The following is a 19718-nucleotide window of genomic DNA, read 5'->3' on the forward strand; positions in this document are numbered from 1 at the left end:
GCTGCGACGGAGGTTGCAGAGATGAGCACACAGAGCGGTACCACCGACGTCCGCGGCGAGCCCAGCCGGGCCGAGGCGCGACAGGGCTTCGACGAGATCACCATCCTCTGGATCTCGGAGGGCATGAGCTGCGACGGCGACACGGTGTCGCTGACCGCCGCGGGCCAGCCGTCCATCGAGGACGTGGTACTCGGGCTCATCCCGGGTCTGCCGAAGGTGAACCTGGTCAACAAGGTGCTGTCGCCGAGCCTGGGCGGCGAGGACTTCCTGGCCCCCTACCGGGCTGCCGCACGCGGCGATCTGGAGCCGTTCATCCTCGTGATCGAGGGTTCGGTCCCGAACCAGAACATCATCGAGGGCGATGGCTACTGGACGTCGTTCGGCAACGATCCGGACACCGGTGAGCCGCAGACCCTGAACTGGTGGATCGACCAGCTCGCGCCCAAGGCCTGGGCGGTGGTGGCCGCCGGTACCTGCGCCACCTTCGGCGGGATCCACGCCATGGCCGGCAACCCGACCGGCTGTATGGGCCTCGCGGACTACCTGGGCTGGGAGTTCAAGGCGCGTTCCGGGCTGCCGGTCGTCAACGTGCCCGGCTGTCCCATCCAGCCGGAGAACTTCATGGAGACCCTCGTCTGGGTGCTCCAGCACGCGGCCGGTGCCGCTCCCCCGCCGCCGCTGGACCACATGCTGCGTCCCCAGTGGCTGTTCGGGAAGACGGTCCACGAGGGCTGCGACCGGGCCGCGTACTACGAGCAGGCGGACTTCGCGAGGGACTACAACTCTCCCAAGTGCCAGGTGAAGGTGGGCTGCTGGGGGCCGGTCGTCAACTGCAACGTGCCCAAGCGCGGCTGGATGGCCGGCATCGGCGGCTGCCCGAACGTCGGCGGCATCTGCATCGGCTGCACGATGCCCAGCTTCCCCGACGCCTTCATGCCGTTCATGGACGAACCACCGGGCGGCACGCTGTCGACGATGGTGATCCGGCCCTACGGGGCGGTCATCCGCCGACTGCGCGGCCTGACCAACGACATGGTGAACCACGAGCCCAAGTGGCGCCACAACAAGCGCAAGCTCACCAGCGGTTACGACCCGCACTGGCGTGCCTGACGCCGCCCTCGCCCTTCCCGCCAACGATCCGCCCGACCCGAACAGCAAGGGGCACTACCGCAGATGACCACCACCGAATCGCGGCCGACAGGACGCAAACCCGCCCAGATCGTGGACATGTCCTGGGATCCGATCACCCGGATCATCGGCAATCTGGGCATCTACACGAAGATCGACTTCGCCAACCAGGAAGTCGTGGAGTGCCACAGCACCTCATCGCTGTTCCGCGGCTATTCGGTGTTCATGAAGGGCAAGGACCCGCGCGACGCCGGGTTCATCACCTCGCGGATCTGCGGCATCTGCGGCGACAACCACACCACCTGCTCGAACTACGCCCAGCAGATGGCCTACGGGGTCAAGCCGCCGAAGCTGGCCGAGCACATCACCAACCTCGGTGAGGCGGCGGAGTACATCTTCGACCACACGATCTTCCAGGACAACCTGGTCTTCGTGGACTTCTGCGAGGCGATGGTCAAGGCCACCAACCCCGGTGTCCTGGCCCGCGCCGAACGCACCGACGCGCCCCGCGGGGACGTGCACGGTTACCGCACCATCGCCGACATCATGAAGGCCTTCAACCCCTTCGAGGGCGAGGTCTACAAGGAGGCGCTGAAGGTCAGCCGGATCACGCGGGAGATGTTCTGCCTGATGGAGGGGAGACACGTCCACCCCTCCACGCTGTACCCGGGCGGGGTCGGCACGATGCCGCAGCCGAACACCTTCACCGACTACCTCAGCCGCCTGATGCGCGTCATCGACTTCATCAAGAAGGCGGTGGCGATGAACGACGACGTCTTCGACTTCTTCTACGAGGCCCTGCCGGGCTACGAGGAGGTCGGCAAGCGCCGGATCATGCTGGGCTGCTGGGGCGCCTTCCAGAACCCGGACGTCGTCGACTACCGCTACGCGACGATGAACGAGTGGGGCCGGGCGATGTACGTCACCCCGGGCATCGTCCTGGACGGCAAGCTCCTCACCAACAACCTCATCGACATCAACCTCGGCCTGCGCATCATGCTGGGCAGCTCCTTCTACGAGGACTGGGTGAACGAGGACCCGTTCGTCACCCACGACCCGCTCGGCAACCCCATCGACATGCGTCACCCCTGGAACCAGACCACCGTCCCGGTGCCCCAGAAGCGGCAGTTCGACGGCAACTACAGCTGGGTGATGAGCCCCCGCTGGTACCACCCGGACACCGGCGAGCACCTCGCACTGGACACCGGCGGCGGGCCACTGGCCCGGCTGTGGTCGACCGCGCTGAGCGGCCTGGTCGACACGCCGTACGTCAAGGCGACCGGCGGCGGCATCCGCATCACCCTGCCGAAGGGCGAGAGGCTGCCGGAGACAACCCTGGAGTGGCGGCCCCCGAAGTGGAGCAACACCCTCGAACGGGACCGTGCCCGGCCCTACTTCATCGCCTACGCCGCCGCCATGGCCCTGCAGTTCCTGGAGGAGGCGATGGGCATGCTGCGCTCCGGAGACACGAAGGTGTTCGAGAACTTCGAGGTGCCCGACGAGTCGATCGGCTGCGGCTTCCACGAGGCCGTGCGCGGTGTCCTCTCCCACCACCTGGTGATCCGGGACCAGAAGATCGCCAACTACCACCCGTACCCGCCGACCCCGTGGAACGCCAGCCCTCGTGACATCTACGGCACCCCGGGCCCCTACGAGGACGCCGTCCAGGGCCAGCCCATCTTCGAGGAGAACGGTCCGGACGATTTCAAGGGCGTCGACATCATGCGCACCGTCCGCAGCTTCGACCCCTGTCTGCCGTGCGGTGTGCACATGTACATGGGCAAGGGCAAGACCCTGACCACCGTGCACTCGCCGACGTACGGGGCCAACCATGGCTGAGGGCGTCGTACGGCTGCCGGACGGGGCGGTGGAGGCACGGCTCGCCCGTCTCGACGAGGTGCTGGCCGCGCTGGAGGCCACGCCCGGCCCGGCCCTGGAGGCGGTGCGGCTGCTGACCGAGGTCTACGGCGAGGCCCTCGCCCGGGTGCTGGACCACGCGGACGAGCGGCTGCAAGGGCGGCTCGCCGACGACGAGTTGCTCGCGCATCTGCTGGTGTTGCACGAGATCCACCCGGAGTCCCCGGAGCGCCGGGCCGCCCGCGCGGTCGAGAAGCTGAGGCCGGCGGTGCGCGAGCGCGGCGGCGACCTCGAGTGGGCCGGGACGGACGGGCAGGTGGCGCGGGTGCGGCTGAGCACCGGCGGCGGCTGTGGCTCCGGGTGCGGCGGCGGCTCCTCCGACGTGACGGAGGCGGTCCGGGCGGCGGTGCTGGCCGTCGCTCCCGAGCTGACCTCGGTGGAGACGGTGGGGAGCGAGCGCAGGGCGGCACCGGCGTTCGTACCGCTCACCACGATCAGGCGCCGGGCCACGCCGCAGGAGGCACGGTGACCGTGGACGGGGCACTCGCCCGGGTCATCCGCTCGACGACCGCCCGTGCGGCGACGGCCGAGGCCGAGACATGTGAGCTGTGCGCCGCCCGTGTGGCCGACGACCATCCCCACCTGTACGACATCGGTGCCGCCGAGGTGCGGTGTGTGTGCGGTGCCTGCTCGGTGCTGTTCGCCGACGACGGGGCGGGCCGCTACCGGCTGGTGCCCCGACGGCGGCTGCGGCTGCCGCCGGTCGACACGGCGGTGCTGGGGGTCCCGGTGGGCCTGGTGTTCTTCGTCCCGGGCTCCGACGGCACGGTCACGGCGCAGGGACCGAGCCCGGCCGGGGCGATGCGCTGGGAGGTGGACGCGGAGGCCTGGCGGCGACTGGCCGCCGCGGTGCCGCGGCTCGCCGCCATGGCGCCGGACGTGGAGGCGCTGCTGGTGAACACCGTACGCGGCCTCGACGAACACTGGATCGTGCCGGTCGACGACTGCTACCGGATGATCGCCCTGGTCCGCCGCGAGTGGCGGGGCCTCTCCGGTGGCGGCCGGGTCTGGCCGGCCGTAGAACAGTTCTTCAGGGAGCTGACCGAGCGGTCGTGAAGACCCGGAAGGAGCACCACATGGGCAGCATCCGAGTGGGCCGCCCCCAGGCGAAGCCCGACACGCCCTCCCACGTGCGCGGACTGCACCAGGGCAACAAGGGCCCGTACAAGCACCAGACCGGACACCACAAGGACGGCAGTTCCGACGCGCGCCGCTCCACCGGTATCCACTGGAAACGGCATGACGCGCTGATCAAGGACATGCCGAACATCTCACCGGGATGAGGGAGCAGGACGTGACCGTAATGAACGTTGGCATGAGAAGAGGCACCGGTCGGGCGGGAATGTCGGGACGGCAGCTTCTCACGGCCCAGGCCGCGGTGGCCGGCAGCCTGCTCGCAGCCCTGTTCGTCAGGGAACTCCCGGGCATCCTGCGGGAGTTGCGCATCTACCGGATGACCGGTGGCCTGCGCGCGAACCGCCGGTACCCCTGAGCCGGCCGTGCACGAACTGTCGATCGCGACCGCGATCGTGGAACAGGCCGAGTGGATCGCCCGCGCGGACGGGACGGACCGGGTGACAGCGGTGACCGTCCGCGTCGGCGAGCTGGCCGGTGTCGTGCCGGACGCCCTGCACTTCGCCTTCGAGGTGGCCCGCGACGGCACGGCCCTCGCGGGGGCCCGGCTGGTCGTGGAAGAGGTCACCGCGCGGGCCTGGTGCGGCGGGTGTGCCGAGGAGTTCGCGGTCGGCATGCCGCCGTTCTTCTGGTGCCCGTCGTGCGACCGGCCCTCGCAGGAACTGCGCAGTGGCAGGGAACTGGAGATCACGGGCGTGACCCGGTGACCCGGCCCCGCCCTTGGGGCGGGGCCGGTCCGCTCAGCAGATCCTGGGCAGCTGCTCCCCGAGCGGCAGGTCCACCACCCGGGTGCCGCCGAGGCCGGTGGCGACGACGACCATGCCCGGGTGGTCGGCCACGCACTCCCCGATGAGGGCGGCGCCGGCGCCCTGCGGGTGCGCCCGCATCGCCGCCAGGACCGCCTCGGCGTGCCCCGGGGGCACGAAGGCGACGAGCCGGCCCTCGTTGGCGACGTACAGCGGGTCCAGGCCGAGGAAGCCACAGGCGTTCGCGACCTCCTGCGGGACCGGGATGGCCCGCTCGTGCAGCCGGACGCCGGTGCCGGAGGCACGGGCGATCTCGTTCAGGGACGCGCCGAGTCCGCCCCGGGTCGGGTCGCGCAGCACGTGGAGGTCCGTGGTGACCGCCAGCATGGCCGCCACGAGGTCCGCCAGGGGTGCGGTGTCGGAGACGATCTCCACGCCGAACTCCAGGCCCTCGCGGACGCTCATGACCGCCACGCCGTGCAGCCCGATGGGACCGCTGACGATGACGGCGTCGCCCGGCCGGGCGCGCTGCGGGCGGATGTCGACGCCGTCCGGCACGAGGCCGACGCCGGCGGTGGTGACGTAGACGCCGTCGCCGTGTCCGGACTCGACCACCTTGGTGTCGCCGGTGGCGACGGTGACGCCCGCCGCCTCGGCCGCCGCGCCGATGGACTGCGCGACACGGCGGACGACGTCCAGTGCCACGCCCTCCTCCAGGACGAAGGCGGTGGACAGGTAGGCGGGCCGGGCACCGCTCATCGCCAGGTCGTTCACCGTGCCGTTGACGGCGAGGTCGCCGAGACTGCCGCCGGGGAAGAACAGCGGCCGTACGACGTAGGAGTCGGTGGAGAAGGCCAGCCGGGCCCCGCCCAGGTCGAGGACGGCCGAGTCGGTCAGCGCGGCCAGGGTGGGGTTGCCGTAGGCGGGGGCGAAGACCTGCTCGATCAGTTCGGCGGACAGGGCGCCGCCTCCGCCGTGGCCCATGACGACGACCGGCTGGTCGCGCAGGGGCGCGGGACAGGTCCAGTTCGCGGGGTCGACGGCCGTTTCGGTGGCGAGGTCAGCCAACGGGGTTCATCTCCTCCTGCTGGGACTGCGGCATGCCGGATCCCTGCGGCGTGGGGGCGTTGTGCATCCGGCGGTACAGGTAGTAGGCCGCGCAGGCGCCCTCGCTGGAGACCATGGTGGCGCCGAGCGGGGTGCGCGGGGTGCAGCTCGTGCCGAACGCCTCGCACTCGGTGGGCTTGATGAGGCCCTGCAGCACCTCGCCGGCGCGGCACACGGCGGGTTCCTCGGTGCGGATGCCGGCGACGTCGAAGCGGTGTTCGGCGTCGTAGGCCCGGTAGGCGTCGGACAGCCGCCAGCCGCTGGCGGGGATGCGGCCGATCCCGCGCCAGTTGCGGTCGCCGACCTCGAAGACCTCCTCCAGCATGCGCAGGGCGGCCGGGTTGCCCTGCTCCCGTACGGCGCGCGGGTAGGCGTTCTCCACCCGGTGCTCGCCACGTTCCAGCTGGTGGACGGCGCGGCGGACGCCCTCCAGGATGTCCAGCGGCTCGAAGCCGGTCACGACGATCGGCACCCGGTACCGGTCGGCCAGCTCCGGGTACTCGGCCGTGCCCATCACGCTGCACACGTGCCCGGCGGCGAGGAAGCCCTGCACCCGGCATTCCGGTGCCGTCATGATGGCCTCGATCGCGGGCGGGACCCGGACGTGGGAGACCAGCAGGCTGAAGTTGTCCAGGCCGAGGCGGCGGGCCTGGTGGACGGCCATCGCGTTGGCGGGTGCGGTCGTCTCGAAGCCGATGGCGAAGAACACGACCTGGCGGTCCGGGTGCTTGCGGGCGAGTTGGAGCGCGTCCAGCGGGGAGTACACCACGCGGACGTCACCGCCCTCGCCCTTGACCCGGAACAGGTCGCGGTCGGTGCCGGGCACGCGCAGCATGTCCCCGAAGGAACAGAAGATCACCCCGGGGCGGGCGGCGATCTCCAGGGCCTGGTCGATGACGTCGAGCGGCGTGACGCACACCGGGCAGCCGGGACCGTGGATCAACTCCACCTTTTCCGGAAGGAGTTGGTCGATGCCGTGCCGGATGATGGAGTGGGTCTGACCGCCGCAGACCTCCATCAGCGCCCACGGCCGGGTGACCGTGGCGTGGATCTCGTCCAGCAGCCGGCGCGCCAGGTCCGGGTCGTTGAACTCGTCGATGTACTTCACCGGGCCTCACTCCCGCTCTCCTGCCGGGCCGCCTGCTCCCAGGCGTCCCCGAACTCCTCCTCCAGCAGCCCCAGTTGCTCGAACAGCTCCAGGGACGCCCGGGCCGACTCCTCGTCCAGCCGCTGCAGGGCGAAGCCGACGTGGACGATGACGTACTCCCCCACCCGGACATCGGGCAGGTACTCGAGGCACGCCTGCTTGCGCACCCCACCGAAGTCGATCAGCCCGGTCAGGGGGTCGGCGCGATGGTCGATGGACACGACCTTGCCGGGCACTGCCAGACACATGGGTCACTCCGTCTCGTGGTTGTTCGCTGTTCCCGCGACCATGAGCTGACCGAGCGCCAACCCTCCGTCGTTCGGGGGTACTTCGCCGTGCCGCAGGACCGTGAAGCCGGCCCTGGTCAGCCGTGCGGTGCACTCCTCCTCCAGCAGGCCGTTGGCGAAGACGCCTCCGGTGAGGGTGACCGTGGTCAGGCCGGTCTCGGCGCGGGCGCGGCGACAGATCCCGGCGACGGCCGCCGCGACACCCCGGTGGAAGCGGGCGGCGAGGACCGGTACGGGGGTGCCGCGCCGCTGGTCCTCCAGGAGTGCCCGCAGCATGGGTGTCGGGTCGATACCCCGCTGCCGGGTGAACCCGAAGGGGTACGCCACCACGTCCGCGTCCCGGGCCTCGGTCGCCGTCGCCTCCAGTTCCATCGCGGCCTGCGCCTCGTGTCCCGCCCGGTGGCACACTCCGACCAGGGAGGACACCGCATCGAACAGCCGGCCCATGCCGGATGTCGGCACACATGCCACCTGTCGGTCCAACTGCCGTGCCAGCACGGCCCGTTCGACGTCCGTACAGGCCTGAACGCTGGGCAGATCCGGATCCCAGTCCAGCCCTGCCGCCCACAGCCGGGCCAGCGCCAGCCGGCAGGGGTTGGCCACGCCCGCGTCCCCGCCGGGCAGCGGTGCGGGAGCGAGGTGGGCGAAGCGCCGGTAGCCGGTGTAGTCGGCGAGCAGGATCTCGCCGCCCCACACGGTGCCGTCGTCGCCGTACCCGGTGCCGTCGAAGGCGACGCCGATCACCGGGGTCGTGCCGTCCAGGCCGTGCTCGGCCATCGCTGAGGCGATGTGGGCGTGGTGGTGCTGAACCAACTGCAGGGAACCGTCCGGCAGTTGGGCGGCGCGGCGGCGGGCCCGGCGGGTCGAGTGGTAGCCGGGGTGCCGGTCGGCGGCGACGAGGGCCGGGCTGACGCCGGTCAGGCGGGCCAGGTGCCGCTCGGCGCGCTCGGCGGCTTCCAGCGTGGCCAGTTCGCCCATGTCGCCGATGTGCGGCCCGAACCAGGCGTGGTCGCCCTCGCCCAGGCACAGGACGTTCTTCAGGTCGCCGCCGACCGCGAGGACGGGCCGCACCGGAACCGGGAGCCGCACGGGGCGGGGAACGTAGCCGCGGGAGCGTCTGAGGACCTGTTCGGTGCCGTCCGGGCGGACCCGCAGCAGGGAGTCGTCGCAGGGCGAGGTGATGGGCCGGTCGTGGGCGAGCCAGGCGTCGGCCAGTCCGGCCAGCCGGGTCAGCGCCTCGGCGTCGTCGGTGACGATGGGCTCGCCGGAGCGGTTGCCGCTCGTCATGACCAGCACCCGCGGACCGGGCGGATCGCCGGGCAGCCCGAACAGCAGGGTGTGGACGGGGGTGTAGGGCAGCATCACGCCCACGTGCGGGCTGCCCGGACAGACCTGGTCGGCGAGGCGGAGGCCGTCTGCCGGGGCGCGCCTGCGGAGCAGGACGATGGGACGCCGGGCGCTGGTCAGCGCGGCGCGTTCGGCGGCGGACAGGACCCCGAGCCGCTCGGCGGTGCCGAGGTCGGCGCACATCACCGCGAAGGCCTTGCCGCCGCGTTCCTTGCGGTCGCGCAGTGCGGCCACGGCCCGGGCGTCGGTGGCGTCGCAGGCCAGGTGGTAGCCGCCGAGGCCCTTGACGGCGACGATCCGCCCGGCGGCCAGCAGCGCCCGCGCCGCCGACAGGGCGTCCGCGCCCCGGGCCGGACGGACGCCGAGACCCTCGGCAGGGACCAGGCCGAGCCGCGGGCCGCAGTCGGGGCAGGCGACCGGCTGGGCGTGGAAGCGCCGGTCGACGGGGTCGCCGTACTCGCGGGCGCAGGAGGGACACATCGGGAAGCCGGACATGGTCGTGGCCACGCGGTCGTACGGCATCCCGGTGGCGATGGTGAACCGCGGGCCGCAGTGGGTGCAGGTGACGAAGGGGTGCCGGTGCCGGCGGTCGGCCGGGTCGGCCAGTTCGCGCAGGCAGTCCGCGCAGGTGGCGGTGTCGGGCGGGAGCTGGGTGCGGCCGGCGGCCCGCTCGGTGGAGCGGATGGCGAAGGCGCCGGTGTCGCCGGTCGCGGGCAGGGCCGCGTCTTCGACGGCGGTGACGGTGGCGAGCGGCGGCGGCTGTTCGGCGAGCAGGACGCAGAAGCGGTCCACCTCCGGCGCCGGGCCCTCGATCTCGATGTGCACGCCGTCCCCGGTGTTGCCCACGAACCCGGCCAGACCGAGCCCGGCGGCGAGCCGGTGGACATACGGCCGGAAGCCGACCCCCTGCACGGTTCCCCGTACGGTGAGGACGCGGCGTACCGGTCCGGTGGCGGGGGCGGTCATGCGACGGGAGCGGATGCGCCGTGGTGGTGGCCGTGCGGATGCGGGGCCAGGGGCGGCCGGTGCGGGACGCCGTCCCGGGCGGCGAGGGCGCGCTCCAGGAGGGTGCCGACTCCGGCGCCGGTGCGGGCGCAGGACCGTACGATCTCCACGCCCGGGTTGACCCGGTGCACGTTCGTCCGGAAGGCGGTCTCGTCGAACCCGGCCGGCTCGGCGAGGTCCGTCTTGGTGATCACCACCAGATGGGCGGAGCCGAAGGCGGTGGGGTACTTCAGCGGTTTGTCCTCGCCCTCGGTGACCGCCATCAGCACGACCCGCAGGGTCTCGCCGAGGTCGTAGGCGGCCGGGCAGACGAGGTTGCCGACGTTCTCCACGAACAGCACCGAGGTGTCCGCCGGCAGCCAGCCGTCCAGGCGGGCGCGGACCTGACGGGCCTCCAGGTGGCACAGTCCGTCGGTGAGCAGCTGCTGGACGGGGGCGCCGGAACGGGCCAGCCGGACGGCGTCGTTCTCGGTGGCCAGGTCCGCGGTCAGCGCGGCCACCGGCACGCCCTGCTCCACCGCGCGGGCCAGGACCCGGCCGAGGAGTTCGGTCTTGCCGCTGCCTGGACTGGACAGCAGGTTGACGACGGTCACGCCCTGTCGGGCGAGGTCGCCGCGCAGGTCCGCGGCCAGGTCGTCGTTCTTCGCCAGGACGGCCTGTTTGACATCGGACCGGCACATGGGCGCAGCTCCTCGGATACGGCGGTGGAGCCCGGGCCGCGTCCCTCGGGCCCGGGCTCCACCGATCTTCCGCTCAGCCGGCCGTCGTGCCGGGCAGCGCAGCCGGGCGCGGGGGCCCGGATTCCATCGGGCGGCCCAACGGGGGTGCGGGTGCGGCGGGGTCGGCGAGCAGGGCCGGGATCAGCGTGTGGAGCGCGTCGACGGCCCCGGGGACGGCTTCCCGGACCGGTGTGCTGAGCCCCGGCAGGATGTCCTCGTCGCCGGCCGGCAACACGTCCGGCTCGCAGGCCAGGACGAGGACCCGGGGCAGGGGCTCGTCGCCGAGGTGCGCGGCCAGGGCCAGCACCTTCGCCGGATCCATGCCGTGGGCCTCGGGCACGGCGGTGCCGTCGGGCGGTTCGGCCTCGATCAGCGAGAGGGTGCCGGGGCGGTGGCCGCGCCGCGCGGCATCGACCAGGACGGCGGTGGCACAGCCGTCCAGCAGGGCGTAGGCGAGGTCCAGGCCGCGGATGCCGTAGTCGTGCACCCGCACCTCGGACGGCAGCGGGCGCTCGCCGAGGGCGCGGATCACCTCGGGGCCGAAGGCGTCGTCGGCGAGGAAGATGTTGCCGACGCCCGCCACCAGCAGGCGCGGCGTCACCGGACGCCTGCGGTGGGCGCGGCCAGGGGCCGGGGGGAGCCGGACGGCGTCTTGCGCACGAAGGCCGAGCGCAGGGCGTGGTAGGGGGCCTGCGGGTCGAAGAAGATCGCGTGCATGCGGGCCAGTTCGGCCTCGCGGTACCGCGCGAGGGGGCGCTCGCGTTCGTCCGTGGCACGGGCGGCGGCCTTGGCGGCGATCCGCTCGGTCAGGCCGGGGGAGGCGGCGAGTTCGGCCGCCAGCCGCTCGACCTCGGCCGGGAAGCCGTCGGTGCCGGCCGGCACGAGCCGGTCCACGAGCCCGAGCCGCTCGGCGGAGGCGGCGCTGACGGGCAGCGCCTCGGTGGTCAGCCGGCGGGCCTGCTCCGCCCCGGCGCGGCGCGGCAGGGTGTACGTCCAAAACTCCGAGCCGTACAGGCCCATCCGCCGGTAGTGCGGGTTGAGGACGGCGCCGGTGCGGCACCACACCTGGTCGGCGGCGAGGGCGAGCATGGCGCCACCGGCCGCCGCGTTTCCGGCGAGCGCGGCCACGACCAGCCGGTCGGTGGTCCGCAGCACCGCCTCGACCAGGTCGTCCATGGCGTTCAGGTTGGTCCACGACTCCTGGGCCGGGTCGGGGGCCGCCTCGATGACGTTCAGGTGGATGCCGTTGGAGAAGAAGTCGCGGGCCCCGCCGAGCACGAGGACGCGGGTGGGCCGGGAGAGCGCGTGCTCGTAGGCGGCCAGCAGGCGGCGGCACTGGTCGGTGCTCATGGCGCCGCCCGGGAAGGAGAAGCGGAGGATGCCGGCGTCGCCGTGCTGCCGGTAGCGGATGTCGGTCCAGGTGCGTCGGCCGGCCGGCACTTCCAGCGGGGCGACGGCCTCGGGGAGCTCGAGCGAGGGTTCCCAGGCGACGAGCACGGAGGCGGCCGGGCGGCGGAAGGGCGCGGGGTCGCCGGAGTTCCTGCGGGGGCGCAGCTCAGGGATCCAGACGGCGCCGTCCCGGGTGGCCCGGCAGACGGCGCCCGCCCGCTGGGCCAGGAGTTCACCGGGGCGCCCGCGCAGCTGGTCCTCCGGGTGCCCGCCGTGCAGGAACACCTCACGGCCGAGGAGTTCGTCCAGCACGCCCGGTTGCGAGTCGGCGCCACGGAGTTTACGCAGGACCGTTTCGGTGTCGTCCCGCTCCCAGTCGATGCGGCGCCGCTCCTGCCGGAAGGCGTCGCGCCAGAGCACGCTGATCGAGTCGTCGGTCTGCGGCTGGGGCTTGTACGAGCCTTCGGCGTAGCGGCGTACGGCGGTGAGGACGGCGGTGACGGCGGCGTCGGAGGCCTCGTTGCGGTACAGGTCGCTCTTGCCGACGGGCGCCACCGGGAACGGCTCCGCCGCCCAGATCGCGCCCGCGTCCATCGCCGCCTCGGCCTGCAGGACCGTGACCCCCCAGTGGGCCGTGCCCTCGGCGATGGCCCAGTCCAGCGAGGACGGGCCACGGTCGCCGGGCGGGCCCGGATGGACGATCAGACAGGTGTGTTCCCGCCACACGTCCTCGGGCAGGGCCGTCCTGAGCATCGGCGCGACGACCAGCTCCGGCCGCAGCTCGCGTACGGCGGCGCGGATCGGGTCGGCGCCCTGTGTGGCGAGGACGACGTCGACGCGGTGCCCGAGGTCCGACAGTTCCACGTACACACGCTGGGAGAGGCTGTTGAACGCGCTGGCGACGAGCAAAATGTCCATGACATGGCATGGTCGTCGCCGACCGGGGTGCCGTGAAGAACCGCCGCGCGGTTTTGTCCGCCTCTGTCAGGTCTCTTCCTCCATACGGATCGCATTGCGCAGATCCTCGAAGGCCTGGCTCCGGTCGTCGGAGTGGGCCTCCAGCAGGGCCCCGGCGATCGCGTCGAGCTTGCGCTGGATCGCGTGCTCGGCGCGCATCTCGGCGTTCTTCAGCAGCGCGAGGAGCAGCAGGGTGACCGCGGTCATCGACTCGCCCGCGAGCAGCAGCAGTTCGATCCGCAGATGCGCGAGGTGCGCGGCGACGAAGAAGCCGACGAGGAGCAGGCAGAAGAGGAAGAACACCGGGGAGCTCGTGAAGTTGGAGGCGTACTCCGCGAACTGCTCGAACCGGCCGCGGCGCGCCCCGCCGCGGTGCACGGGGTTCTTGAAGGTCATGACCGGGCCTTCCCACTCGGCCGGCGCAACCGGCCCACCGGCCGCCGCGCGGTCACGCGGCGGCCCGGGCCGCGGCCCGTATCCGGTTCAGCGCTCCAACGCCCAGGCCCGCTGCCCCGGCGGCGTACGCGCAGCCGAGTTCGGCCGAGGCCGTGCGCTCCGGTAGGACGGAGCCGAGGGCCCGCAGCAGGGTCGTGTGGGCGGCCGACAGGGCGAGCACTCCGCAGGTGCCGGCTCCGGCGAGCAGCAGCCCGTCGGCGTCCAGCCGCTTCAGGGCGGTCATGACGTCGTCCCGTACGGCGCCGATCTCCTGGCGGGCCGGTTCGCCGGCGTCCCCGACGCCGCCGGCCGCCGATGTCTCGTCGCCTTGCGCGCCCATCGCCTTCTCCTGCCTGCCGTCGCTCGAAGCCGGCCGCCGCCGGCGAACGGCCCACGGATCAGCTCCGCAGTACCCCTGCGGGGCCGTACGACACAGGGGCCGACCCGTCGGGTCGGGTCGGCTGGGCGGGGCAGGTGAGCTGGGTGGACTGGACTGGGTGGCCTGGGCGGACCGGTACGGCGGGTCGGTTCAGGGGCTCAGGAACGGGCTGGGGCTGCCGGTCGGACTGGCCTCGGCGGGCCAGGGTGGGGCTGGGCCGGCGGGCGGGGCCTGTGCCTGCGAGTCGGGCTGGCTCCGGCGGACCGGGCTGAGCCTGCGGGTCGGGCCGGGCTGCGGAACGGGCTGGTACGGCGGATCGGGCAGGGGCTGCGGGTCGGACTGGCCTCGGCGGGCAGGGCTGGGCCGGCGGGTCAGGGTGGGGCTGGGCCGGCGGGCGGGGCCTGTGCCTGCGAGTCGGGCTGGCTCCGGCGGACCGAGCTGAGCCTGCGGGTCGGGCCGGGCCTGTGGGCCGGGCCGGGCCTGCGGGCCGGGACTGAGGGCCGGACCTGCACCTGCGGGTAGGTCTGACTCCGGCGGACAGAGCTGGGCCGGCAGGTCAAGCTGGGCCTGCGGGTAGGACTGGCCCCGCAGAACGAGCTGGGCCTGCAGGCCAGACTGGCCCTGCGGACCGGGCTGGGCCTGAGAGCCGGGCTGGCCCCCGCAGACCGGGCCTCGCGGGACTCACGGGGTCGGCGGGGCCTGTGGGCCCAACGGGGCAGCGGGCCTGGCGGGGCCGACGGGCCAAATAAGCCTGCGGGCCGGGCGGGGCCCCGGGCCATATGGGGCGGGGCCGGGCGTACGGGCTGGGCTGCGGGTCGGCCTGACCGGAGCTGCACTAACGGGGTCTACTTTGCGAGGCGCCGTTCAGGCACGAGGGCGGGGCGCCGGAACCGGTACGGCGGAGCAGGGGCTCAGGCCGCGAGGGCGCCGTCCGCTCCCAGCCGGTCCAGGAGCTGGTCGAGGTGCAGCTCGGCCACGGGAGCGACGAGATCGGGGTGGCGCAGCAGCGCGGCGGCGCGCCGGTCACCGTCGTCGGGCGCGAGCAGTCGCCGGAACTCCACGGGTGCGCCGGAGGCGTGCTGGCCGTCGGCGAGTGCGGAGACGGCCATCCCGGCCAGCTCGGGATCGGTGAGCAGGCCGGCCGCCCAGCTGGCGACGACCTCGTCCACCCAGGTGCGCCAGGCCCAGTCGTCCACCGGGCCGTCCTCACCGGCCCGCTCGGTACCCGTGATCCAGTCGAGGCGCCCGGCTCCGCCGGGACCGGCCATCGTGACCAGGGCGGCGTCGATCTCCGTCGGGTAGCGCAGCCATGCGGCGACGGTCACGGCCTGCCGGGCCTGCGCCTCGCACAGGGCGGAGGCCAGTGCGCCGCCACTGGGCGGATAGGCGACCGTCAGCCAGCGTGCCGTCGCGGCGATGAGGGGGGACAGGTCAGTGAGCACAGCCGGGCCGTCCGAGATGCGAGGGGAAGGGGAACAAGGGCTCGCCGCAACGGTAGCCCGGCACCGGGCAGGGCAGGGAGGGGTTGCGAACCAGGTCATATGTGGCATTGCCCACGTCACTACGTCATGCAGGGCATCGCGACGCCGGCCGGCTGGACGCCGCCCCGCCCGCGCGGGTCGGCGCGGTCTCGCCCGCGCCGGCCATCGTCACTCGCCCGAACCCGCCCCCCGCCGCTCACCCGAACCGCTACGCCGCCGCTCGCCCCCGGTCCCTCCGCCACCGCTCACCGAACCCGGGCCCCCTTGCGTGCGTGTCGCCGCCCCGGCCAGGGGAACTCGAGGCGGGCCCGGTGCCGGCCGGGCACGCGTTCGGGGAGGTACGGGAGGTCTCATGACGACGGACTCCGTGCGGTACGACGACCAGGGCGACGTCCCTCTCGCCGGGTACGCCGCCCTCGCCTCCGTCTTCACGGCGGGGGCCGGCACCTTCGCGGTGCTGGCCCGGCGGCGGGGGGTCCGGCTGCCGGACGAGATGCCGCCGTGGGACGTCGTACTGATGGGCGCGGGGGCGTACAAGGCGTCCAGGCTGCTGGCCCGGGACAAGATCACGAGCTTTCTGCGGGCGCCCTTCACCCGCCGCGCGGACGAGGGCGCGGCGAACGAGGTCATCGACGAACCGCGGGGCCACGGGATGCGGCGGGCCGTGGGCGATCTGCTGTCCTGCCCGTTCTGCGCCTCGGCCTGGGCCGCCGGCGCCCTGGTGTGCTCGTACGCCGTGACGCCCCGGCTCACCCGCCTGGTCTGCGGGGGCCTCGGCGCGCTGACGGTCGCGGACTGGCTGCAGTACGCCTGGACATGGACACAGCAGACGGAGAAGAGCTGAGCGGAGCCGGACCGGCAGCCGCCGACCAGTGAATCCCGCGCCGCAACGGCCGTACCCGCTACTCGTCGTCCGCCGCAGCGCTCACCTCGACGTCGAGCACCCCTTCGTCCTGGAAGAACTCCGACGCCAGCCCCGACGAGTCCCCGGTGCCCTCCAGTTCCAGCAGCACCCGGGCCGCGTCCTCCGTGCGGCCGGGCAGCCGTTCGACCTTGACCTGCACGATCCGGAAGCCGCGCCGGGTGCAGGTCTCCATCAGTCGTGGCAGCAGTGCCACGCCGGTCCGGTAGGTCAGGCGCGCCTCGAAGGTGCCGGCGGCCGTGTCGGGGATCAGACGGGCGGTGACGAGCGGATAGCCCCGCACCACCAGGAAGTGCAGGGCGGTCACCGCCAGCGCGAGGATGGGCAGCCCGCCGCCGCAGGCCATGCCGACCGCGCAGGTCAGCCAGATGGTGGCGGCCGTCGTCAGGCCCCGTACGGCGTCCCGTCGTACGAAGATCAGGCCGCCGCCGATGAAGCCGATGCCGGACACGATCTGCGCCGCGACGCGGGAGGGATCGAAGGAGACGTTCTCCAGCCCCAGCACCGCCGTGAACCCGTGCTGGGACACCTCCATCATCAGCGCGCTCGCGATGCCGACCAGCGTGTGGGTGCGCAGTCCGGCGCTCTTCTGCTGGGCTGCCCGCTCCCAGCCGATCAGGCTGGACAGCAGCAGCGCCAGCCCCAGCTCGCCGAGCTGCCGCAGGCCCTGGCCGTTGTGCACGTCCCACAAGGGTGCCGCCAGCCCCGCTCCTATCATGCACACCTCACATCTCGGCTCCGCCGGTGCCCGGTCGTTCGATCGTCCGCCGCCGACGCCTACCCCGCGACGGGACCGCGACTCCACCGTGGGCGGATACCGGCCGCGACCGGGTACTCGGCCGTGGCAACCGGCTACTCGACATGACCAGGTACCCGGACGGGCGTCCCTCGCCGCGGGTGAGGCACACCGCCAGGACTTCGTGAGGAAGGAACCGGCGTCATGCGGCACGACGAGATGATCGGAAAGGTGCAGGCACTGGCCCAGCTGCCGGACCGCGGTTCGGCCGAACGGGCCGCGCACGCCGTCGTCAGCACGCTGTCGGAACGGCTGCCGTCCGGGCTGGCCCGGCACGTGGCCGCCCAGCTGCCGCCCGACATGGCGACGGCGATGCTGGAGGCGGCCGACGCCTCGGCCGACGCCGACTCCGGCGCGGCGGGCGAGCGGTTCGGGCTGACCGTGTTCGCCGGACGCATCGCCGACCGGGCGTGCACCGACGAGGACACGGCCCTGCGGGAGGCCGCCGCCGTACTGGAAGTGCTCGACGCCGCACTCGCCCCGGAGCTGACCGAGCGGATGGCCGGCGCCCTGCCTGCGGACATCCGTGACCTGCTGCCGGTGGGCCGGGCGACCGAGAGCAACGGCCGGGCGGGACAGGAGGGGTGACGCCGGGACACCTGTGCGGCACGGCCCGCGCGGCGTGACGGTATCCCGCGCCGCTGGTTCAATCTGTGTGCCGGCGCCCGCCGAGGGCAGGCGTATCAGTGACGCCCCCCATCCCCGCAAAGGTGCTCCATGGCCTTCTTCGCTCTCTCCCGGCACCAACCGCTGGCTCTGCTCTCCTCCACCGACCTGGCAGCCGAGTACGACCGGCTGATGACCGAGAACCGGCAGCTGCGGCGCGCCGTGTCCTCGCACGCGGTGATCGACCAGGCCATCGGAGCCGTGGTCGTCCTCGGACGGATCGCTCCGGAAGAGGCCTGGCGGGCGCTGCGGGACGTCTCCCAGCGCACCAACACCAAACTGCGGACGGTCGCCGAGCACATCCTGCGGTACGCCCAGGGCGGGACGCTCACCGATGCGGAGCGGCTCGAACTCGGCAGGGCGATCGCGCGCTACCGGCGGTGCGCCGACCTGAACGAGGCCCCGGCGGCGGAGGACCCGGCTACCGACAGATGACGGCCCGGACCAGTGACCGCCCGGTCAGTGACGGCCCGCCTTCGTGCGGCGAAGTCGGCGGTGCCTGCTGGGGCGGGCGGCCGGAGGACGCAGGATCCACCGGTCCTCGACCTGGTCGAGCCCGTACAGCAGGATGCTGAGGACCGGAAGCAGCAGTACGGCGATGGTGATCACTGGCGGATCCCTCTCTGCCGACGACGTCTGCCGGGTGCCCCGCCCGGTCCGGCCCACCCCGGGCGGTTGTGAAAGTCCTGTGACCGCCCGCTGTCCGCGCCGGTCTCCGTCAGTGCTCGGTTGCTTCGGATGTGTCTGCAGACGGCGGCGCCGACGGCGCGGCCCCGCGTCGGCACGCCCCGTCGTGGACCTGGGCGGTGTCCCCGTCCGCCTCCCGGCACGGCGAAACGCGCCATCCGGTGGACACCGCGCGCGGGCGCGTTCCGCGCGCTCCGTCAGCGACGTGCGCTTACGGTGCTGTACATGTGACCGACCGTCATCAGGGTGGCGGAGAGGAGCCTGGACAGGTGGAGGGCGATGGGCGTCGGCGGGCGGCCGGAGCGGGCGGCCGGCGCCGCGGGAGGCGGGTGCTGGGCAGCCGGCCGGCGTACTCGGTGCGGATCCCGGCCACCCCGCGACCCGGACCGGTGCCGGTGGCCGAGCATACGGTGCCCTGGTTGCGTGTCGGGGCGGCCTACTCCTGGCGGCTCATCCTCGTCGGGATCCTCGTCTACGGCGTCTTCAGCATCCTCGGCAGCTTCCAGCTCATCGCCGTCGCCCTCTTCCTCGCCATGGTCGTCACCTCCGTCCTGCGCCCGCTGACGGACCTGCTCAGCCGGATCCTGCCGCGGCCGCTGGCCGTCGCCGTGGCACTGGTGGGCAGTGTGCTGCTCCTGCTGGGCCTGCTGGCCCTGGTGGGCAACGCCGTGGCGGGCGAGTCGACCCGGCTGGCGGGTGAGTTCCGGGGCGGGGTGCACCGCATCGAGGAGTGGTTACGGCGGCCGCCGTTCCGGATGAGTTCCGGCCGGCTGTCCGAGCTGGAGAACCAGGTGACGCACTACTTCGCAACGCACCGGTCCAGCCTGCTCAGCCGAGCCGTCAGCGGACTGAGCCGGGTGGTCGAGCTGGTCACCGGGGTCGCGCTGGCGCTGTTCGCCTCGGTGTTCTTCATCCACTCCGGTGAGCGCCTGTGGGGCTGGATGCGCGACCAGCTGCTGCCGATCGGCGCCCGTCCCGCGTGGGACCGCGCGGGGCACGCGGCCTGGCGGGCCTTCGCCGGGTACACGCGCGGCATCATCATCGTGGCCGCCACCAATGCCGTCCTCGTCGGCATCGCGCTGCTCGTGCTGCGGGTGCCACTCGCGCTGCCGCTGACGTTGCTGGAGTTCTTCGCCGCGTTCGTGCCGCTGGTGGGCTCGCCGGTCGCGCTCGCCGTCGCCACGGTCGTAGCGCTGGCCGGACGCGGGCCGATCACGGCGCTGGCCGTACTGGCGCTGATCGTCGTCATCGGCCAGCTGGAGGGACACGTGCTGCACCCCCTGGTGATGAGCTGGGCCGTACGGCTGCATCCGCTGGTCGTCGCGGTCTCGGTGATCGCCGGCAGCATCATCGCGGGGGTGATCGGCGCGGTGGTGGCCGTGCCGCTGGTCTCGGTCGTGTGGGCCGTGCTGCGCGCACTGCGCGCGGTGCCGCCGTGACGGAGCGGAACGGCGCCGTCGCGGTAGCGC

23 protein-coding genes are annotated in these 19718 nt (G+C 73.1%); 11 read left to right on the forward strand and 12 right to left on the reverse strand.

What is annotated here, in order from left to right; genetic code table 11:
* Window positions 1-21: 21 nt before the first annotated feature.
* The 7 genes from ACZ7GZ_RS35060 (at window position 22) to hypA (ending at window position 4886) form a co-directional block, all read left to right on the forward strand.
* A complete protein-coding gene (locus ACZ7GZ_RS35060; RefSeq protein ID WP_471030562.1) occupies window positions 22-1110 on the forward strand; it encodes an NADH-quinone oxidoreductase subunit B family protein in 1089 nt (362 codons plus the stop codon).
* Window positions 1111-1173: 63 nt separating this feature from the next.
* Window positions 1174-2967, forward strand: coding sequence for a nickel-dependent hydrogenase large subunit (locus tag ACZ7GZ_RS35065; RefSeq protein ID WP_471030565.1), 1794 nt, complete (start codon window positions 1174-1176; stop codon window positions 2965-2967).
* Window positions 2960-3514, forward strand: a complete 555-nt coding sequence (locus tag ACZ7GZ_RS35070) for a NifU family protein (protein WP_471030567.1) — start codon at window positions 2960-2962, stop codon at window positions 3512-3514. The genes ACZ7GZ_RS35065 and ACZ7GZ_RS35070 overlap by 8 nt, the downstream gene beginning before the upstream one ends.
* Window positions 3511-4101, forward strand: a complete 591-nt coding sequence (locus ACZ7GZ_RS35075; RefSeq protein ID WP_471030570.1) for a DUF5947 family protein — start codon at window positions 3511-3513, stop codon at window positions 4099-4101. The genes ACZ7GZ_RS35070 and ACZ7GZ_RS35075 overlap by 4 nt, the downstream gene beginning before the upstream one ends.
* A 20-nt stretch (window positions 4102-4121) precedes the next feature.
* Entirely contained in the window at window positions 4122-4328 is a 207-nt protein-coding gene (locus ACZ7GZ_RS35080) for a hypothetical protein (RefSeq protein WP_471030573.1), read from the forward strand.
* 32 nt (window positions 4329-4360) lie between these two features.
* Window positions 4361-4537 (forward strand): hypothetical protein, encoded by a 177-nt coding sequence (locus ACZ7GZ_RS35085; protein WP_471030576.1) that lies wholly within the window; start codon window positions 4361-4363, stop codon window positions 4535-4537.
* A gap of 7 nt (window positions 4538-4544) precedes the next feature.
* A complete protein-coding gene (gene hypA, locus ACZ7GZ_RS35090) occupies window positions 4545-4886 on the forward strand; it encodes a hydrogenase maturation nickel metallochaperone HypA (protein ID WP_471030578.1) in 342 nt (113 codons plus the stop codon).
* Window positions 4887-4919: 33 nt separating this feature from the next.
* Here the strand turns inward: hypA and hypE are convergent, their stop codons facing one another.
* The 10 genes from hypE to ACZ7GZ_RS35140 all read right to left on the reverse strand — a co-directional run bounded on the left by hypE (window position 4920) and on the right by ACZ7GZ_RS35140 (window position 15139).
* Entirely contained in the window at window positions 4920-5993 is a 1074-nt protein-coding gene (gene hypE, locus ACZ7GZ_RS35095) for a hydrogenase expression/formation protein HypE (RefSeq protein WP_471030581.1), read from the reverse strand.
* On the reverse strand, window positions 5986-7140 hold the full coding sequence (hypD, locus tag ACZ7GZ_RS35100; protein ID WP_471030583.1) for a hydrogenase formation protein HypD: 1155 nt from the start codon (window positions 7138-7140) through the stop codon (window positions 5986-5988). The genes hypE and hypD overlap by 8 nt, the downstream gene beginning before the upstream one ends.
* On the reverse strand, window positions 7137-7427 hold the full coding sequence (locus tag ACZ7GZ_RS35105) for a HypC/HybG/HupF family hydrogenase formation chaperone (protein ID WP_076096141.1): 291 nt from the start codon (window positions 7425-7427) through the stop codon (window positions 7137-7139). The genes hypD and ACZ7GZ_RS35105 overlap by 4 nt, the downstream gene beginning before the upstream one ends.
* A gap of 3 nt (window positions 7428-7430) precedes the next feature.
* Window positions 7431-9779 (reverse strand): carbamoyltransferase HypF, encoded by a 2349-nt coding sequence (hypF, locus tag ACZ7GZ_RS35110; RefSeq protein ID WP_471030585.1) that lies wholly within the window; start codon window positions 9777-9779, stop codon window positions 7431-7433.
* Entirely contained in the window at window positions 9776-10498 is a 723-nt protein-coding gene (gene hypB / locus ACZ7GZ_RS35115; protein WP_471030586.1) for a hydrogenase nickel incorporation protein HypB, read from the reverse strand. The genes hypF and hypB overlap by 4 nt, the downstream gene beginning before the upstream one ends.
* A gap of 73 nt (window positions 10499-10571) precedes the next feature.
* Window positions 10572-11138: a hydrogenase maturation protease gene (locus ACZ7GZ_RS35120; RefSeq protein WP_471030589.1), complete on the reverse strand. Its 567-nt coding sequence runs from the start codon at window positions 11136-11138 to the stop codon at window positions 10572-10574.
* Window positions 11135-12844, reverse strand: coding sequence for a hydrogenase maturation protein (locus ACZ7GZ_RS35125; RefSeq protein ID WP_471030590.1), 1710 nt, complete (start codon window positions 12842-12844; stop codon window positions 11135-11137). The genes ACZ7GZ_RS35120 and ACZ7GZ_RS35125 overlap by 4 nt, the downstream gene beginning before the upstream one ends.
* Window positions 12845-12910: 66 nt before the next feature.
* The gene (locus ACZ7GZ_RS35130) at window positions 12911-13279 is read right to left on the reverse strand and encodes a hypothetical protein (protein ID WP_471030592.1); all 369 of its coding nucleotides are present in this window, start codon (window positions 13277-13279) and stop codon (window positions 12911-12913) included.
* 52 nt (window positions 13280-13331) lie between these two features.
* Entirely contained in the window at window positions 13332-13658 is a 327-nt protein-coding gene (locus ACZ7GZ_RS35135) for a hypothetical protein (protein WP_471030594.1), read from the reverse strand.
* 950 nt (window positions 13659-14608) lie between these two features.
* Entirely contained in the window at window positions 14609-15139 is a 531-nt protein-coding gene (locus ACZ7GZ_RS35140) for a hypothetical protein (RefSeq protein WP_471030596.1), read from the reverse strand.
* 391 nt (window positions 15140-15530) lie between these two features.
* On the opposite strand from ACZ7GZ_RS35140, the gene ACZ7GZ_RS35145 reads away from it, so the two are divergent.
* Window positions 15531-16022: a DUF1360 domain-containing protein gene (locus tag ACZ7GZ_RS35145; protein WP_471030598.1), complete on the forward strand. Its 492-nt coding sequence runs from the start codon at window positions 15531-15533 to the stop codon at window positions 16020-16022.
* Window positions 16023-16080: 58 nt separating this feature from the next.
* Here the strand turns inward: ACZ7GZ_RS35145 and ACZ7GZ_RS35150 are convergent, their stop codons facing one another.
* The gene (locus ACZ7GZ_RS35150; RefSeq protein WP_471030601.1) at window positions 16081-16818 is read right to left on the reverse strand and encodes an MgtC/SapB family protein; all 738 of its coding nucleotides are present in this window, start codon (window positions 16816-16818) and stop codon (window positions 16081-16083) included.
* Window positions 16819-17040: 222 nt separating this feature from the next.
* On the opposite strand from ACZ7GZ_RS35150, the gene ACZ7GZ_RS35155 reads away from it, so the two are divergent.
* Window positions 17041-17484: a DUF2267 domain-containing protein gene (locus tag ACZ7GZ_RS35155; RefSeq protein ID WP_471030603.1), complete on the forward strand. Its 444-nt coding sequence runs from the start codon at window positions 17041-17043 to the stop codon at window positions 17482-17484.
* Between the two features lie 129 nt (window positions 17485-17613).
* Window positions 17614-17997 (forward strand): ANTAR domain-containing protein, encoded by a 384-nt coding sequence (locus ACZ7GZ_RS35160; RefSeq protein ID WP_471030604.1) that lies wholly within the window; start codon window positions 17614-17616, stop codon window positions 17995-17997.
* Window positions 17998-18021: 24 nt separating this feature from the next.
* Here the strand turns inward: ACZ7GZ_RS35160 and ACZ7GZ_RS35165 are convergent, their stop codons facing one another.
* Window positions 18022-18171 (reverse strand): hypothetical protein, encoded by a 150-nt coding sequence (locus tag ACZ7GZ_RS35165; RefSeq protein ID WP_471030606.1) that lies wholly within the window; start codon window positions 18169-18171, stop codon window positions 18022-18024.
* Between the two features lie 347 nt (window positions 18172-18518).
* Between ACZ7GZ_RS35165 and ACZ7GZ_RS35170 the strand changes: the two genes are divergently transcribed.
* On the forward strand, window positions 18519-19688 hold the full coding sequence (locus ACZ7GZ_RS35170) for an AI-2E family transporter (RefSeq protein WP_471030607.1): 1170 nt from the start codon (window positions 18519-18521) through the stop codon (window positions 19686-19688).
* The last annotated feature ends 30 nt before the right edge of the window (window positions 19689-19718 follow it).

Source organism: Streptomyces sp. NPDC037288 (assembly GCF_055603265.1).